15 protein-coding genes and 2 pseudogenes are annotated in these 16,605 nt (G+C 41.9%); 14 read left to right on the plus strand and 3 right to left on the minus strand.

All coding sequences use genetic code 11. The features are described from left to right. Nucleotides 1-151: 151 nt before the first annotated feature. The 3 genes and pseudogenes from ftsY to A3GS_RS0104995 all read left to right on the plus strand — a co-directional run. Nucleotides 152-1,078, plus strand: a pseudogene (gene ftsY, locus A3GS_RS13305) (signal recognition particle-docking protein FtsY); the annotation flags it as partial. 752 nt (nucleotides 1,079-1,830) lie between these two features. Further along, nucleotides 1,831-3,255, plus strand: coding sequence for a hypothetical protein (locus tag A3GS_RS0104990; RefSeq protein ID WP_018364324.1), 1,425 nt, complete (start codon nucleotides 1,831-1,833; stop codon nucleotides 3,253-3,255). A 1-nt stretch (nucleotide 3,256) separates the two neighbouring features. Further along, the gene (locus A3GS_RS0104995; protein WP_018364325.1) at nucleotides 3,257-4,405 is read left to right on the plus strand and encodes a hypothetical protein; all 1,149 of its coding nucleotides are present in this window, start codon (nucleotides 3,257-3,259) and stop codon (nucleotides 4,403-4,405) included. 417 nt (nucleotides 4,406-4,822) lie between these two features. Here A3GS_RS0104995 and A3GS_RS0105005 read toward each other — a convergent pair whose 3' ends face one another. The 3 genes from A3GS_RS0105005 to A3GS_RS0105020 form a co-directional block, all read right to left on the minus strand. Then, complete coding sequence (locus tag A3GS_RS0105005) at nucleotides 4,823-5,635, minus strand: TIGR03943 family putative permease subunit (protein ID WP_018364327.1); 813 nt, start codon at nucleotides 5,633-5,635, stop codon at nucleotides 4,823-4,825. After that, entirely contained in the window at nucleotides 5,632-6,537 is a 906-nt protein-coding gene (locus tag A3GS_RS0105010) for a permease (protein ID WP_018364328.1), read from the minus strand. The genes A3GS_RS0105005 and A3GS_RS0105010 overlap by 4 nt, the downstream gene beginning before the upstream one ends. Before the next feature lie 172 nt (nucleotides 6,538-6,709). Next, on the minus strand, nucleotides 6,710-6,844 hold the full coding sequence (locus A3GS_RS0105020) for an SPJ_0845 family protein (protein ID WP_018364330.1): 135 nt from the start codon (nucleotides 6,842-6,844) through the stop codon (nucleotides 6,710-6,712). A gap of 278 nt (nucleotides 6,845-7,122) precedes the next feature. Here A3GS_RS0105020 and A3GS_RS11525 point away from each other — a divergent pair. The 11 genes and pseudogenes from A3GS_RS11525 (at nucleotide 7,123) to A3GS_RS0105075 (ending at nucleotide 16,431) form a co-directional block, all read left to right on the plus strand. Continuing rightward, nucleotides 7,123-7,503 (plus strand): annotated as a pseudogene (locus A3GS_RS11525) (VOC family protein). Nucleotides 7,504-7,610: 107 nt separating this feature from the next. After that, the gene (locus A3GS_RS0105030) at nucleotides 7,611-8,654 is read left to right on the plus strand and encodes an LLM class flavin-dependent oxidoreductase (RefSeq protein ID WP_018364333.1); all 1,044 of its coding nucleotides are present in this window, start codon (nucleotides 7,611-7,613) and stop codon (nucleotides 8,652-8,654) included. Between the two features lie 81 nt (nucleotides 8,655-8,735). Beyond that, nucleotides 8,736-9,455 (plus strand): Sir2 family NAD-dependent protein deacetylase, encoded by a 720-nt coding sequence (locus A3GS_RS0105035; protein ID WP_026216282.1) that lies wholly within the window; start codon nucleotides 8,736-8,738, stop codon nucleotides 9,453-9,455. 52 nt (nucleotides 9,456-9,507) lie between these two features. After that, on the plus strand, nucleotides 9,508-11,640 hold the full coding sequence (locus A3GS_RS0105040) for a Tex family protein (RefSeq protein WP_018364335.1): 2,133 nt from the start codon (nucleotides 9,508-9,510) through the stop codon (nucleotides 11,638-11,640). Continuing rightward, nucleotides 11,627-12,067: a SprT family protein gene (locus A3GS_RS0105045; protein WP_018364336.1), complete on the plus strand. Its 441-nt coding sequence runs from the start codon at nucleotides 11,627-11,629 to the stop codon at nucleotides 12,065-12,067. The genes A3GS_RS0105040 and A3GS_RS0105045 overlap by 14 nt, the downstream gene beginning before the upstream one ends. A 67-nt stretch (nucleotides 12,068-12,134) precedes the next feature. Further along, a complete protein-coding gene (locus tag A3GS_RS0105050; protein WP_026216283.1) occupies nucleotides 12,135-12,407 on the plus strand; it encodes a PspC domain-containing protein in 273 nt (90 codons plus the stop codon). Nucleotides 12,408-12,602: 195 nt separating this feature from the next. Then, nucleotides 12,603-13,541: an HPr(Ser) kinase/phosphatase gene (gene hprK, locus A3GS_RS0105055; RefSeq protein WP_018364338.1), complete on the plus strand. Its 939-nt coding sequence runs from the start codon at nucleotides 12,603-12,605 to the stop codon at nucleotides 13,539-13,541. Next, on the plus strand, nucleotides 13,534-14,307 hold the full coding sequence (lgt, locus tag A3GS_RS0105060; protein ID WP_018364339.1) for a prolipoprotein diacylglyceryl transferase: 774 nt from the start codon (nucleotides 13,534-13,536) through the stop codon (nucleotides 14,305-14,307). The genes hprK and lgt overlap by 8 nt, the downstream gene beginning before the upstream one ends. Before the next feature lie 21 nt (nucleotides 14,308-14,328). Beyond that, on the plus strand, nucleotides 14,329-14,721 hold the full coding sequence (locus tag A3GS_RS0105065) for a DUF948 domain-containing protein (protein WP_018364340.1): 393 nt from the start codon (nucleotides 14,329-14,331) through the stop codon (nucleotides 14,719-14,721). A 2-nt stretch (nucleotides 14,722-14,723) separates the two neighbouring features. Beyond that, a complete protein-coding gene (locus tag A3GS_RS0105070; RefSeq protein WP_018364341.1) occupies nucleotides 14,724-15,191 on the plus strand; it encodes a YtxH domain-containing protein in 468 nt (155 codons plus the stop codon). A gap of 253 nt (nucleotides 15,192-15,444) precedes the next feature. After that, entirely contained in the window at nucleotides 15,445-16,431 is a 987-nt protein-coding gene (locus A3GS_RS0105075; protein WP_018364342.1) for a LacI family DNA-binding transcriptional regulator, read from the plus strand. The last annotated feature ends 174 nt before the right edge of the window (nucleotides 16,432-16,605 follow it).

Raw genomic sequence — 16,605 nt, forward strand, 5'->3', positions numbered from 1 at the left:
AGCGGCTTTTATGGCAGACTACTATGCCAAAAGAGCTGCCTTGGAGAAATCCATTGCGGACGGGACTTATGTCAAGCCTGAAGCGACCAAGGTCGAGGCTGAGCAGGTGGAAGCTACCTCGAAAGCGCCAGCCTCTTCTCTAGAAGTCCAAGAAACCGAGGAGGAAAAATACAACCGCAGTCTCAAGAAGACGCGGACTGGGTTTGGGGCTCGCCTCAATGCCTTTCTGGCCAACTTCCGCCGTGTGGATGAGGAGTTTTTCGAGGAATTGGAGGAGATGCTGATTTTATCGGACGTTGGGGTCAATGTGGCTACTCAGCTGACGGAAGATTTGCGCTATGAGGCTAAATTGGAAAATGCCAAAAAAGCGGAAGATCTTAAGCGTGTCATCATCGAAAAGTTGGTAGATATCTACGAGAAAGACGGCGTCTATAATGAGCAAATCAATTTTCAAAATGGCTTAACCGTGATGCTCTTTGTCGGTGTCAACGGTGTTGGTAAGACCACCTCTATCGGTAAGCTAGCCTACAAGTACAAGCAGGAGGGCAAGAAAGTCATGCTGGTGGCTGCCGATACCTTCCGAGCGGGCGCCGTGGCTCAGTTGGTCGAGTGGGGGCGCCGTGTGGGCGTGCCCGTGGTGACAGGCCCTGAGAAAGCTGACCCTGCCTCTGTCGTTTTTGATGGTATGGAAAAAGCTGTCGCTGAAAATATTGACATTCTCTTGATCGACACAGCAGGTCGCCTGCAAAACAAGGACAACCTAATGGCAGAGCTGGAAAAAATTGGTCGCATTATCAAGCGCGTGGTGCCAGATGCACCGCATGAAACTCTGCTGGCGTTGGATGCCTCAACAGGACAAAATGCCCTCAGTCAAGCCAAAGAATTTTCAAAAATTACACCACTAACAGGTCTCATTCTCACCAAAATTGACGGAACCGCCAAGGGTGGTGTCGTTCTAGCTATTCGCCAAGAACTAGACATCCCAGTCAAATTTATCGGCTTTGGCGAAAAAATTGACGACATCGGCCAGTTCAACTCCGAAGACTTTATGCGCGGACTTCTGGAAGGTATTATTTAAAGGTCTTAATTAAAAATAGCAGAGCAGGAGGGCGGCTAGCCTTTCTGCTTTTTTGCTAACCTCTATTTTTCCTATCCCTGCTCATCATTATTGTTCAATCAGAGTAGTGGCAAGTTATCAAAATTTTTGACGAGTAGAATCAGAGTTACAACTGGTGATCAACAACATGTTGAAGTTGAAGATTCAAAGAGTGCTTATGTTGCTCTTCTCGCCACGGTGGGAAGAGTCTATTATGTGATTTTGTGCTCGCTTGTATAGTCATTTGAATTAACTTTGATACATCGTCACTTTCGTCTTGCCGTACTCTAGTACAGCCTGCGCCTCAGTTCCTTGTCTGAAAGCTAATTCATTCGACTATAATAAGTTAAATCTTTGAAAAATGAGTAGAACACACTGTGAATTTAAATTTTTAATCTAGCGAAGCGTCCGCCAGTCATTTTCCTAATGCAAATACTTGGCAGAGCTCTTTTACGAGGATAGATATTTCTCTGTCCTGGCTCTTCCTTTAGTTTGCCATAATCAGTAATCTTAAAGCTGATAATCTTGTTGCATTTTTCACAAGAGCAATTTCCATTGTAGAGAATAAAAGGATGATATAACTAGAGGGAAACGTAGAAAAAAGGCTGTTATACTAAGTCTAACAGTGTTTGACTTTACAGCCAAACACTCCTAAATGTTCTTATAAAAAGTTTACACCATTTTTCGTGGGAACGACATTATAGGTAATATTATAGGTAATGGAGAATGGAAGTATGATTGCGGAAAAAGATGTTTTTCTTGATTTGAGCATAGATGATAGTGGTTACCAATTTGCGACCTCCATTTCTGATGCTTTACAGCAGGCTGAGTTAGAGCTGACCGAGCTGAATGAGACAGTAGCGTCTATCGAAAAACTCAAACCAGAATGTGATAAGATGGACTATATTTTATCAGCAAGTTCTGGTGCTCTGTGTGGGATAATGGATATTTTCCTAGTGGGAAAACCTGGCGAGTCACCACTTGAAAATATCACTGATAAATGGTTTGAAAACCGAACGAAGGATTTTGCTAAGCTGTGTGGCTGGAAAGGGGATAACTCTTCTACATCATCGGCAATCCGATTTCTGGAGAAAGAATTCAAAATTCCTTATGACCAACGCGGTGCTGGAGATGCAGGAAGTTCAATTTATGACTTGGCCCCGTTAAATCACCACTTTAAGTCACTTGGGCATAACCCGACCTTAATGGGGCTATTTTTCTCCATTCTTGACCAATTTGCCAATACCTCCCATTTTGTTTCGGGTGGTGACCTTATTTCGCTTCAAAAAGCAAGTCAGGATTTTCAATTACAGGGCAATGACACTTCCAGCAGATTGTTTTGTGGCTTTGTGAATTGGTTTGGGCATTTGATGTCAGATATTTCTGGTGCGTCAGGTAGCAAAACACGTGGCATGGGTATTCCCTCTCCTTTTTGGAGTTGGACAAATGACGTGATTGCCATTAAGCGAACATTGCACATGGAAGCTAGTGAGTTTGACAAAAGACTGAATGAGTTGGCACTTGAAATTTACAAGCAAAGCTACGACGTTCGCTTTCAAACTGCGCAAGCAATCCCTGTTTTTGTCAATGAATTAGTGGTTAGATTAATTTATTCTGTTAGAAGATCTATTAAATACTTCAAGGAAACAGAGCCGTCAGAGCGTTCTTTTGCACTGATGTGGAAAACTTGTGAACCTTTCACAAATGCAACTGTTAAGCGAATGTTGACTGTCGCCCACGGCACCTTTTGCTTAGTGGATATTGGCGACGCAACCGTGAGAGCCTTTAAAGACGGTGGTGGTCAGTTTAATGCTGTTAAGTTCGTTTTACGGCTTAATATTGTCGGAGTGGGACGCTTTGCCGTTTCACTTTATGGCGAAGGAAACAGAGCTTTTGCTTATCATCGAGCTAAGATAGAGGCAGAATTTGCTTCAAAACAAATCGTGATTGTCAAAGACTACATCAAAGGACTGGAGATTCTATCAGAGCGATACGACGATGCTTACCTACTGACCTTTGTTCAGGATTTTGAAAAGAGTGACGCCTATAAGATAGCTTTTGAAAAAACAGTAGCATTGGCTCAAAAGCGTCAGGTTTCAGAACATAAAATGCTAACAACTAAAACAGCAATCGATAATTATTTTTTAGGAGGAAAATAACATGGCAAAAGAACCATCAAGATTACAATTAGCACAAGAAAAAGCAGAAGCAGCTGCAGAGAAAACCAACCAGAAAATCAATGAACTGGGAGAGCATACAAATACAATATACACCACTTTAATAACGATTCAATCAGTATTTGATAACATTCGTAACGTACCTGAAGAAAGCAAATTAAGATACGAAAAACTGAAAGCTATACGGGTTAATTGGAAACAGCAGGCTGATAAGATTGAAGTTGATTATAAAAAGGCTAGTGTGAAAAGCGCTAGTGGAGCAGCTGCAGGCGTTAGCGCAGGTGTTGCGGTCGCTACGCTTGGGCCAACTGCTGCTATGGGTATCGCCACTACCTTTGGTGTCGCTTCTACTGGTACTGCAATTTCCACGCTAAGTGGTGCAGCAGCTACCAATGCCGCATTAGCATGGTTAGGCGGAGGTGCCTTGACTGCTGGTGGCGGTGGTATGGCTGCTGGTAGTGCCGTTCTAGCGTTAGCAGGACCATTCGGCTGGGGGATTGCCGGTGTTGCTACTGCTGCAAGTATGACGCTATTTTTTAAATCAAAAAGTGATAAAGAGCGTCTGGAAAATATCTATACCTTGATCAGTAACCGTGATGTTAAGTCCTATGAATTAGCAACCGTAGAATTGAGTGAACGCATTAACAGAATTAAAGATGAATCTAGTAAACTCGTTGACGCCATTTCAAAAATTGCAATCTTTGGAACGGATTATAATGCTATGTCAGAAGCTCAACAGTATGAATTGGGGTCTTATGTCAACTTGATGGAATCTTCGACCATGTTGCTGGTTAATCCAATTTTGGGGCTTCAACCAAAATATACCAAACAAGATTTTGATAAATTATGTGATGATGGGGTTAAAACACCTATTTTTGCAGACTTAAAAGAAACTTTATTGATTGATAGCGAATCGTTAAGACACTATTTGAAAACGGACGAATCATTGATTATCACATTAGCAAACTTACTTTATAAGGTGACACTTGATGAGAAAGACAAAGAAGTATTGCTTAAATCATTGAAGAAAAATAAAGATTTCCTGGTGTCTGTAAATATCTCAAAGGGTGAGCTTACTCCCTTTGCCCTCTCTGTGGTTGAAAAAGCGCTAGAATACAGATACATGTATTAAATGATTTTTAAACTTACTAATCCCAGACAAACTCATGCTTGTCTGGATATTTTTGTTTTAAAGAATACTCCTACCTAAGGATTTTCTAACGTGATTTTTGACATGGACGACATGCTGGTCAATTTGGAGGAGATATTTATCAAGGTCCAAAACGACATGATGTGGGAGTGCGGCTTCGAGATAGCAGACAGCTACCAGTACCAGATTTCATCGGCATGAGCTATTAGGCGGGGTTTGATTTACCTGACTTCGTCTCGGGTTTTCCCGCCTCAATTATCCCAGACAAGATTTATCCCACTGTGACAAGGCTATCGCTAACTATTGTGACTGCTATGAGTGGTTGGAAAATCTTGATTAAAATCAGCATTACTCAAAAGAAAAATCCGAACAACTTGGTCTAGTTGCTCGGATTATTTGTTAGAAGACGCGATAGACGTAAGGATTATCAGGCTGATCGCTTTCTCTGACTTGGGTCATGTGGAGGACGGGAAGGTTTTGCTTGAGTTTTTGGTTGTACTCGGTAGTCAGGGTTCCCGTCGCGGTGATCCAAGTGTTGTTGGCAAAGGTCTGCTGGTTGCCAGTGGTCAGGAGGCCATAAACGCCTGAGTCTGCGATACAGTGGATGATGCCAAAGCGGAAGAGAAATTGGTAGCCAGTGTGACCGGGCTCATTGTAAACAAAGCCGGTGTAGGTAATCTGGCGGTTCATAAATTCCTCTGGATAGAGGTAGATAAGCTCCATGATTTCCATGTAGTTTTGTGTGGAAATGACCAGAGGTTTGTTGCTTTTGTATTTCTTCAATTCCTTGCGCATTTCTTTTTCGTAGGCATTGGAGGTGAAGTAGAGACTAGTGTCAGGTTTCAGGTATTGAACCGTTGTGCCGTCTTCGCTGACGGTGCCTGTTGAGCCGGCGGCCAGTGGGAAATTATAACCCTTAGCAGATACGGTGCGGGAGTCCAAGCTGACTGTAGGAACCAGTAACCCCACCAGGACGGGGAAGAGCAGGATGAGCGGACTGGTCAGCTTAGCTATTTTCCCTGATAAATGACTATGCAACTTGAGGTTCTTCATCCAGATAAGGAGCTGGACGATAGCTAAGATGAAGGACAGAGCCATGGAAATGTAGGCTAGGTAAGAGTAGTGGATATTGATATAGCGATCCAGCTTACCAGAGAGCTGCAAGTACATGGTTAGCTCAAAGTAACCTGCTAAAATAAGAAAACGTATCATCCGACTACCCCCACAAGTAAGCAATAGACCACAATCATGACTACAGAAACTGAAATAAACTGAGCAATGAAGCGAGGCTTAAAGGACTTGATCATCATCATGAGGTTTTTAATGTCAACCATGGGACCGATGAGTAAAAAGGCCATAACGGGCGCTACTCCAAAGCTTGATAGGAGTGAGGCACCGATGAAGGCATCTGCTTCGCTACAAAGGGACAAGATAAAGGCCAGTAGCATCATAATCAGGATGGCAGTCAGCCGGTTGTGTCCCAGACTGGTCAAAAAATGGGTTGGCAGATAAATCTGCATAGCTGAAGCAATCAAGGTACCAAAGACCAGATAGCGCCCCGTGTCAAAGAATTCATCAATGGCATGGGCAAAGGCTAGGAAAATTTTCTGATACCATTTTTCACCAGAATAATCATGGAAGTGAACAGGTTGGGCATTTTCCTTGAGGATGTCTTCGTCAACCAGAAAGGCCAGCAAAATCCCCAATGTGATGGCCACCAAAATAGCTCCCAGCAGACGCAAAAATAAAAAACGCAGCGAATTGCCAAAGGCCGAATAGGTGGCAAAGAGAACGATGGGATTGATGATGGGAGCCGTAGCTAGAAAGGGCACGGCTGTGTAGCTGGGCACCTTTTTCTCCAAAAAGCGGTTGATGATGGGAATAATCCCACATTCGCAGGAGGGGAAAATGAAACCAACAAAGGTTCCAAAGAGGATACGTAGAAACCTATTCTTTGGAAGGTACTTTTGCACTAGGTCGGGTGTCACGTAAATCTCGATAAAGCCTGAGAGAATGGATCCCAAGAGGACAAAAGGCAGGGCTTCAATGATGATAGAGATAAAAATCGCAAACCATTGCAGCACGCTGTCAGGAAGTTGCTGAAAAATGGCCATTATTACACCTCTCGAATTTTCTTGTTAATAGTTTGGTAGCAGTGGGAGCCAATTGAAAATACAAGAATAAAAACCAGAATTTTTAATAAGCAAGAGTCAAAGTTTAGCATGAGACCAGCAGAGACTCCTCCCAAGCAGATGTAAAAAGCAAGGTCATTTGTCTTGCCCATAACTATTTGTCTTCCTTTTTAGTGGATTTTTTCTTCTTGTCTTCATCAGGATTGCTTTCGACCTTAGGTTCTGGAACCATGGCGAAGCTTGCAAACATGCTTTCTAAGTCGTCTTGACGTTTATGTGTGATAGCCATAAGGGTACCTTCTTTCTTAAGTGATACTACCATTATACTATCAAATGCCCATTTATGGTATATAGAAGTGAATGTGACTGCTTGTACTCAGTTAAAATTAAAAATCAAAGAGTATTAGGCTTTTGGGAAATAGCGGAGCTGTCAGCTGATGAGCAGCAACTAGCTTGATTTGTTTTCATTTTCTCTGATAGTATCAGAATTGAAGAGCATAGCATGAGAAAGTCAATTCTAAAAGGATTATACTGAAAGTATCAAAAAACAAGAGAGGATAGATGATCATGATTAAAATTGAGCACGTTGGACTTTGGACCAAGGATTTAGAAAAAATGAAAGATTTTTACTGCAGGTATTTTGCAGCGACTGTATCTGAACTCTACCACAATCCCAAATCAGGCTTTTCATCGTATTTCTTAACCTTTACAGACGGTGCGCGTTTGGAGCTCTGCCATCGCCCAGACATCGTGTAAGGAAGTAAAGATGTTTTTGGCTTTACGCACCTAGCTTTCTCGCTGGGTAGCAAGGAAGAAGTTGACCGATTGGCTTATTTCTTCCAAGATCAAGGCTTCCCTATTCAAAATGGGCCTCGCACAACAGGTGATGGCTACTACGAAGCTGTTATCTTTGACCCAGAAGGTAATCAGTTGGAATTGACTGTATAAAATTTAACTACGCTAGGTAGTTGCTCGATGTTTTGAGTTCAATTATTTGTTTTTATCACTATTTAGTAATAAAATAAACCCGTAAACATAAAAAACGAGGTGAAACAATGATTGAATTAGGAATAACAACTTTTGGAGAAACAACTCCACTAGAAAAAACAGGTGAGACTTACAGTCATGCTGAGCGTATTCGTCAGTTGGTTGATGAGATTGAGTTGGCTGACCAGGTTGGTTTGGATATTTACGCTATCGGTGAGCACCACCGTGAAGATTTTGCGGTCTCTGCCCCAGAAATCGTGCTGGCAGCGGGAGCGGTCAACACCAAGCACATTCGCCTGTCAAGCGCTGTGACGATTTTGTCATCTATCGACCCTGTCCGCGTTTACCAGCAGTATGCGACCATAGATGCTTTGTCAAATGGCAGAGCTGAAATCATGGCGGGTCGTGGATCCTTCATAGAATCTTTCCCCTTATTTGGTTATGATTTGGCAGACTACGATGAACTTTTTGATGAAAAATTGGACATGCTTTTGCGCGTTAAGGCGGAGACCAATTTAACTTGGCATGGAAAGCACACTCAGACGGTGGACAATCGTCCTGTCTACCCTCGTGCGGTGCAGGAGGCTCTGCCAGTCTGGATTGCCACAGGTGGTAATCTTGATTCAACTGTTCGTATTGCTGAGCAAGGTCTCCCAATAGCCTATGCTACCATTGGTGGAAATCCTAAAGCGTTTGCTGGCTTGGCTAGAGCTTACAGAGAAATTGGTAGCCGTATGGGACATTCACCTGAACAGCTCAAAGTTGCTGCGCATTCATGGGGTTGGATAGAAGAAGACAATCAGTCTGCTATTGATAATTATTTCTACCCAACCAAACAAACCACAGACAACATTGCCAAAGGACGGCCACACTGGTCAGAAATGACTAAGGAACAGTACTTAGCTGGTGCTTCGGAAGATGGTGCTATCTTTGTTGGTGACCCAGAACATGTTGCAAAGAAAATTATTGGCTTGATTGAAGCACTTGAACTTGACCGCTTCATGTTACATTTGCCAGTTGGTTCTATGCCACATGAAGAGGTGTTAAGAGCTATTAAGCTTTACGGAGAAAAGGTCGCACCAATTGTGCGTAAACATTTTGAGAATAAGTGAGAAGCAGGCGAAAGCCTGTTTTTGAGTATTTTAAATAGAGAAGTTAGTAGTATAATAGGGGCAAAGGAGGAAGATTTTATGATAAATCAAAGAGACCTTGAAAAACGACTACAAGATGCTCATAAACCAGTCGTTGTCACTGGTGCAGGTGTTTCTACTTTATCGGGCGTTCCAGATTACACTACTATGAAAGGATTGACGCTGAAAGGACGTCAGTTTGAAGCACGTGAGGTGCTGTCGCGCCCATTTTTCCAATCCTATCCCAAGGCATTTTGGCGATGGCATAGGAAGCAATTCCTACAAGCGATTGAACCTAACAAGCTGCACTATTGGATAGCCAAGCAGAGGGTTCCTGTCATTACCCAAAACATTGATGGCTTGCATCGCCGAGCTGGCTCAGATAAAATCGTTGAATTTCATGGCAAGGCAGATTTAGGTATCTGTCAGATTTGTCAGCATGAAATTGATTTGAAGAATGATGAAGCTATTTTTAGTCATGCTCATGAAAGGAGCTATGAAGATTCTTTAGCTATTCTAGCAGATCATGTGGATACCCAGATTGTTCTGTATGGCGATGCAATCGCTAGTGAGAATTTATTCCTTGCAGAAAAATGGTTAGGGACTAGTGATCTAATCATTGTTATAGGATCAACTCTCCAAGTTTACCCCCTAGCCGGCTTGGTTTTAGAACAAGATTCAAGCAAAATCATTTGGATTGACAAGAAGAAAAATGAAGTAGCTAGTTTATATCCAGATATTGACTTTGTACAAGCGGATTTTAGGGAGTTATTTGAAGGGTGAGGGGGGTGGCCACATTCTTTTACTTCTTATTTTATGCTATAATAGACACACTATGGAAAATGCAAATATTACATCAATTGCCCTTGAACTGGGCATCAAAGAAAGTCAAATTGACAAGGTCTTGGAATTGACTGCCGAAGGCAATACCATTCCTTTTATTGCGCGTTACCGTAAGGAAATGACGGGGAATTTGGATGAAGTTCAAATTAAGAGCATTATTGATTTGGATAGGTCAATGACCACCCTAGCTGATCGCAAGGCAGCGGTCTTGACTAAGATTGAAGAGCAAGGTAAGTTGACGCCGGAGCTCAAAAAAGCTATTGAAGAAGCTGCTAAGCTGGCTGATGTTGAAGAACTTTACCTGCCCTACAAGGAAAAACGTCGCACTAAGGCGACTATTGCCCGCGAAGCTGGACTTTTCCCACTGGCTCGTCTCATTTTGCAAAATAGCCCAGCACTTGAAACCGAAGCAGAAAAATTCATCAACGAAGCCTTTCCATCAGCTGATAAGGCCTTGGTTGGTGCTGTTGATATTTTAGTGGAAGCTCTGTCGGAGGACAACAAGTTACGCTCATGGACCTACAATGAAATCTGGTCTTACAGCTCTATTTTCTCAGTTGTTAAGGATGAGGAAGCTGATGATAACAAGACTTTCCAAATCTACTACGACTTCTCTGAGAAAGTCTCAAAAATTCAAGGTTACCGTGTGCTAGCTCTTAATCGCGGGGAAAAACTAGACATTCTCAAAGTTTCTTTCGAGCACAATATAGACAAAATGCTGCGCTTCTTTGGTGCTCGTTTTAAAGTCAAAAATGCTTACATTGATGAAGTTATATCACAAGCAGTCAAAAAGAAAATTGTTCCTTCTATGGAGCGTCGTATCCGTAGTGAATTGACCGAGTCTGCTGAAGACGGAGCCATTTCACTCTTTGCTGAAAACTTGCGTAACTTACTTTTGGTCTCACCTCTTAAGGGGAAAATGGTGCTGGGGTTTGACCCTGGCTTTCGTACAGGTGCTAAGTTGGCAGTCGTTGACCAAACAGGAAAACTGATGACAACACAAGTTATCTATCCAGTACCACCGGCTAGTAAGGCTAAGATTGAACAGTCCAAAGCTGATTTGGCTGCACTAATTAGAGAATTTGGTATCGAAATCATTGCCATCGGAAACGGGACAGCCAGCCGTGAAAGTGAATCCTTCGTTGCTGATGTTCTTAAGAATTTCCCTGAAGTGAGCTATGTTATTGTCAATGAAAGCGGAGCTTCTGTCTACTCAGCCTCAGAATTAGCTCGTCATGAATTTCCAGACCTGACTGTTGAAAAACGCTCAGCTATTTCCATCGCCCGCCGTCTGCAAGATCCACTAGCTGAGCTGGTGAAAATCGATCCTAAGTCTATTGGTGTCGGCCAGTATCAGCATGATGTCAGCCAGAAAAAGCTAGCGGAAAATCTGGACTTTGTAGTCGATACTGTGGTCAACCAAGTAGGTGTCAATATCAATACAGCCAGTCCAGCTCTTTTATCTCACGTGTCAGGTCTCAACAAGACCATTTCTGAGAACATTGTCAAATACCGCGAAGAAAATGGTCGTATTCGCTCACGTCAAGAAATTAAAAAAGTTCCTCGACTGGGTGCTAAGGCTTTTGAACAGGCCGCTGGTTTTCTACGCATTCCTAATGCGGACAATATTTTGGACAATACAGGTGTCCATCCAGAGAGCTACAAGGCTGTTGAAAAGTTGTTCAAGTTGCTTGAAATCACCGGTCTAGATGGCTCCGCCAAAACTAAACTTCAGGCAGTTAATGTGGAAGAGATGGCAGAGGAGTTAGAGCTTGGTCAAGAAACGCTCAAAGATATTATTGCTGACCTGCTTAAGCCTGGTCGTGACTTGCGTGATGATTTTGAAGCACCTGTTCTTAGACAGGATGTTCTTGATATTTCCGACCTTGAAATCGGTCAAAAGTTAGAAGGGACAGTCCGTAATGTGGTTGATTTCGGTGCCTTTGTAGATATCGGTCTGCATGATGACGGTCTCATTCATATTTCGCAGATGAGCAAATCCTTTGTCAAACATCCAAACCAAGTCATTTCTGTTGGCGATGTGGTGACCGTCTGGGTCTCCAAAATTGATAAGAAACGTGGCAAGATCAACTTGTCTCTGGTGGATTTGCGTGAACTTAACTGAGTATGTTAAGAGTGTTTCCGAAGAAGATTTTGGTAAGCCTTTTCGGCACACTGCTGTCTGGAACAGTCGCCTGCGCTCCACTGGTGGACGTTTCTTTCCAAAAGATGGTCATCTAGATTTCAATCATAAGCTGTATCAGGAGTTTGGCATTGAAGTTTTCAGAAAGATTGTCAGACATGAGCTCTGTCATTACCATCTTTATTACGAAAATAAGGGCTACAGGCATAGTGACCTAGACTTTAAGCACCTTCTGAAAAAGGTTGGTGGTCTTCGTTATGCGCCTCAATCCCAGCAGGAAAGGGTAACTTTTCATCACTACCTTTGTCAAAACTGTAGGCAAGTCTATCAGCGCAAGCGACGAGTTGATACTCGAAAATATTTCTGTGGAAAATGCCGTGGAAAACTTATTGAGAAAAATCAGTCGTAAGGCTGATTTCTTTCTTCAGTCAAAAGAGCTATACTAATAGTAGAAAAACTAATGTGAGGAAAGTGCTATGAAACCAGTTTTATATAAACAAAGGAAGAATAAAATGGTATCTGGTGTCTGTGCTGGTCTGGCCGACAAGTTTGGCTGGGATTTACCTTTGACGCGCGTGCTGACAGCCTTGCTTATGTATTTTACAGGATTTGGGGTTGTTCTCTACATCCTTTTGGCTATTTTCTTGCCTTACAAAGAAGATGTGATAGAAGATCAATTCGGTACAGGTCCTAGAAAACGAAAAGATGCTGATGTCATTGATGATGATAAGGAAGGCTGGTTCTGGTAATACTAAAGATTGGTGATTTGTTTACATTCTTATGAGTAGAGTAACAGGATGCTTGTAAGATTTTGATGAGACGCTAGGAAGGTGGGCAGAAGTCTACCTTCTCTTACTTAACTGAGAATAGTTGGCTTTTTCTGAAAAACTAGTTAGCGCTTTCGATTATGACCGAATGTGTTATAATAGAAAAAAGGAGAAATTATGTCAGTTACAGTAAAAATGTTAGTTGACCGTATTAAGCTTGATATAGTTTACGGCAACGAAGAAATATTGTCCAAAGAAATCACCACTGCTGATATTTCACGTCCAGGTCTTGAAATGACAGGCTATTTTGATTATTATTCTCCAGAGCGTATCCAGTTGCTGGGAATGAAAGAATGGTCCTATCTCACAAAAATGACGCCTCATAACCGTTATCAGGTTTTGGCTGAGATGTTCCGACCAGAGACACCAGCTATTATCATCGCTCGTAATTTGGAAATTCCTGAAGAAATGCACCGTGCGGCTAAGGAAAAAGGTGTTGCTGTGTTACAAAGTCATGTGCCAACTAGTCGCCTATCAGGTGAGATGTCTTGGTACTTGGATTCTTGTCTGGCAGAACGTACAAGTGTGCACGGTGTTCTCATGGATATTTATGGTATGGGTGTTCTCATTCAAGGTGACTCTGGAATTGGAAAGAGTGAGACGGGGCTGGAACTAGTTAAACGTGGCCATCGCTTGGTTGCGGACGATCGCGTAGATGTTTTTGCTAAAGATGAAGAAACACTTTGGGGAGAACCTGCTGAGATCTTACGCCATCTGCTTGAAATTCGTGGTGTCGGGATTATTGATATCATGAGCCTGTACGGAGCGAGTGCAGTTAAAGATTCTTCACAAGTACAGTTGGCTATTTATCTGGAAAACTTTGAGTCTGGTAAAGTTTTCGATCGGCTTGGTAATGGCAATGAAGAAATCGAATTGTCCGGCGTTAAGATTCCTCGCATCCGCATTCCAGTAAAGACAGGGCGTAACGTTTCCGTTGTTATTGAAGCGGCAGCCATGAACTATCGTGCTAAACAGATGGGCTTTGATGCAACGAGGACTTTTGAAAATCGTTTGACTCAGTTGATTAGTCAAAATGAGGAAAGCACAAATGATTGATCCTGTTGCTATCCAAATTGGTCCCCTGTCTATTCGCTGGTACGCTTTGTGCATCATGACAGGACTGATCTTGGCTGTTTACTTAGCCATGAAAGAAGCTCCACGCAAGAAAATAAACCCAGATGATATTTTAGATTTTATATTGATTACTTTTCCCTTGGCAATTATCGGTGCTAGACTCTACTATGTTGCCTTTGATTGGTTTTATTATGTCAAGCATCCTGCTGAAATTATTGCAATTTGGCAGGGAGGAATTGCTATCTATGGCGGTCTGATAACAGGTGCGGTCGTCCTTTTGGTTTTTTCTTACTACCATTTTATCAAGCCACTTGATTTTCTGGATATTGCAGCACCAGGAGTCATGTTAGCACAGGCCATTGGGCGTTGGGGAAACTTTATCAATCAAGAAGCCTATGGTAAAGCTGTCAAATCCTTGAATTACCTGCCAGATTTTATCCGAAAGCAGATGTATATTGACGGTTCCTATCGTACGCCGACCTTTTTATATGAATCTGTCTGGAATTTGCTTGGTTTTGCTATTATCATGGTGGCGAGAAGAAGGAAAAATTTTCTTAAACAGGGAGAAATTACTTTCTTCTACCTGATTTGGTATGGTTGTGGACGCTTTGTCATTGAAGGAATGCGGACTGATAGTCTGATGTTCATGGGCTTGCGCGTTTCGCAATGGTTGTCGGCAATCCTAGTCTTGGTCGGTCTTGTGGCCTTGATTTGGAGAAGAAGACAGAAAACTATTCCCTATTATTAAAAGTGTGAGTAAGGAGAAGAAATGCTTGAAATTGCTTTAATGATTATTGCTATTGCTTTTGCGATTCTGGTGGTCTATCTTGTTTTGGTTTTGAGAAAGGTCTCAGATACAGTTGATGAGAGTAGGAAAACTCTGCAAATTCTGACCAGCGATGTTAATGTGACTCTGCATCAGACTAATGAGATTCTTGCCAAGGCTAATGTTCTGGTTGAGGATGTTAATGGCAAGGTTGCGACAATTGATCCTCTTTTTGTGGCTATTGCTGATTTATCTGAAAGTGTATCTGATTTGAACACGCAGGCTCGAGTTCTTGGTCAAAAGGCTGGTCGAGCAGGTTCAAATGTAGGCAAGGCTGGTACAGCTTTTACTGTTGGTAAAGTTGCTTCAAAATTATTTGGTAAAAAAGGAGTCTAACTATGAATAAATTTTTAAAAACATTGATTGTTGGTGCGGCCTCAGGAGCTGCTGCTGCGTATTTCCTAACATCTGAAAAGGGAAAAGACGTTCAAAGGCGTGTTAGCAAAGCTTATGAAGCGTATAAAGATGATCCTGAAGATTTTCATCAAGCTGCAAAAGAAAAAGCCACTGAGTATTCTCAATTGGCAGTGGATACTTTTAATAATTACAAGGAAAAATTCGAGAGTGGCGATCTAACTGTGGACGATTTTGTGACAACAGTAAAAGAGAAGGGTGGAGAAGCTTTTGGTTACGTAGCAGACAAGGTTTCTGAAGCGACAGCAAGATACTCAGATAGCGATGAAGTCACAGTGGATTTGACACCTGACAAAGACTCTGCCGAAAATGCCGCAGAGCCAGAAGAACAAGAAGACATTATTATCAACTATTCTGACCATCAAGAGCCGGATCAATCAGAAAATGAGTAGATAAAGTGAAAGGAGAAAGTCTATCAGCTTTCTCCTTTTGGCTATTTGTCAACTGTATTGTTTATACTTCTCAGACGTCGTTAACCTCATTTAATGAACGCTAATTCTATCTGCGTCCGCCTTGTCTAGCTTGGGGTTTAATTAAGTATTCTTTGAAAACGCTTAATATTTTTGCTGACTTTTTTTAAGAGTTGTGCTACAATTGAAGCAATCGCTTGCATTGGAGTGTATTTTGTTTTAGAAAGGAAAATATATGCCAACTTTGAAAGATGTTGCTCTGCGTGCGAATGTTTCAAAAATGACGGTGTCTAGAGTTATCAATCATCCAGAGATGGTAACGACAGAATTGAGACGATTAGTCTATAAAGCTATGGAAGATTTAGACTATCAGCCCAATCCTGTTGCTAAGGCGCTTGTTTACAAAAAATCACTGGTAGTTGCTGTGCTTGTTTTAGAAGATTTGGAACGCGTTGATCCTTATTTTATGAAGTTAATCAAAGGAATATCTGCAGAATTAAATAAGCACCAGTATGCCTTTCAGTTGCTAACAGATTTATCTCAGTTGCAGTCCATTAAGCAGTGCGATGGCTATATTGTGGCAGGAATGGGGCAAGAAGATGTTCCCACGATAAAAAAATTATCAAATCCTGTGGTGGCTTTTGGTGAGAATGACTATGGTATTCCTTTTGTTGACTCCGACAACTATCAGGCGAGTAGAGAGGCTACACGATATGCAGCAGAACTGGGATATGAGCATCTAACTTTTCTAGGAATTGAAAGTAAGGAAGGATTTGAACAGGCGAGAGAAGAGGGGTATTTGGATGCTTTTTCTAGTAAGTTAGTCACTCCTAAAATTCTTCGTTCAGCTAATAGCGCTTCTCAAGTAGGAGAAGTTTTAAAGCGGGAGTTACCTATACCCAAAAATAGTTGTTTTATTTGTGCTTCTGATCGTATTGCCTTAGGAGCAGAGCGTTTTTTAGAAGGGCAAGGCTATCGGATACCTGAGGATGTAGGAATTATTGGTTTTGATGGTGTTTTCTTGGATAGGGTTGCTTCGCCACGACTAACTACTGTGAAGCAATCTGTTGAAAGAATGGGAGAAATCTGTGCGAAACGCCTTTTAGATCTAATTGACCATAGAAAGACAAAAGAATCCTATTATCATCGGGCAGATCTGGTCATTGGAGGAACAACCCGGAAAATTCATAGAAAAGAGAGTAAAGCAGTTACACTAAACTAGACAGAATCTATAAAGTGTTCTACACTAAAGAAAATAGGAGAGAAACTATATCTAGAAAAATACGTCGTCACTTCACAGATGAGTTTAAACAACAAATCGTTGACCTGCATAATGCAGGAAGAAAACGCAGTGAGCTTATCAAAGCACCTCTGTTTCTAGTTTACTAGATGTCAA

The organism is Streptococcus caballi DSM 19004 (assembly GCF_000379985.1).
GTDB classification, from domain to species: Bacteria; Bacillota; Bacilli; order Lactobacillales; family Streptococcaceae; genus Streptococcus; species Streptococcus caballi.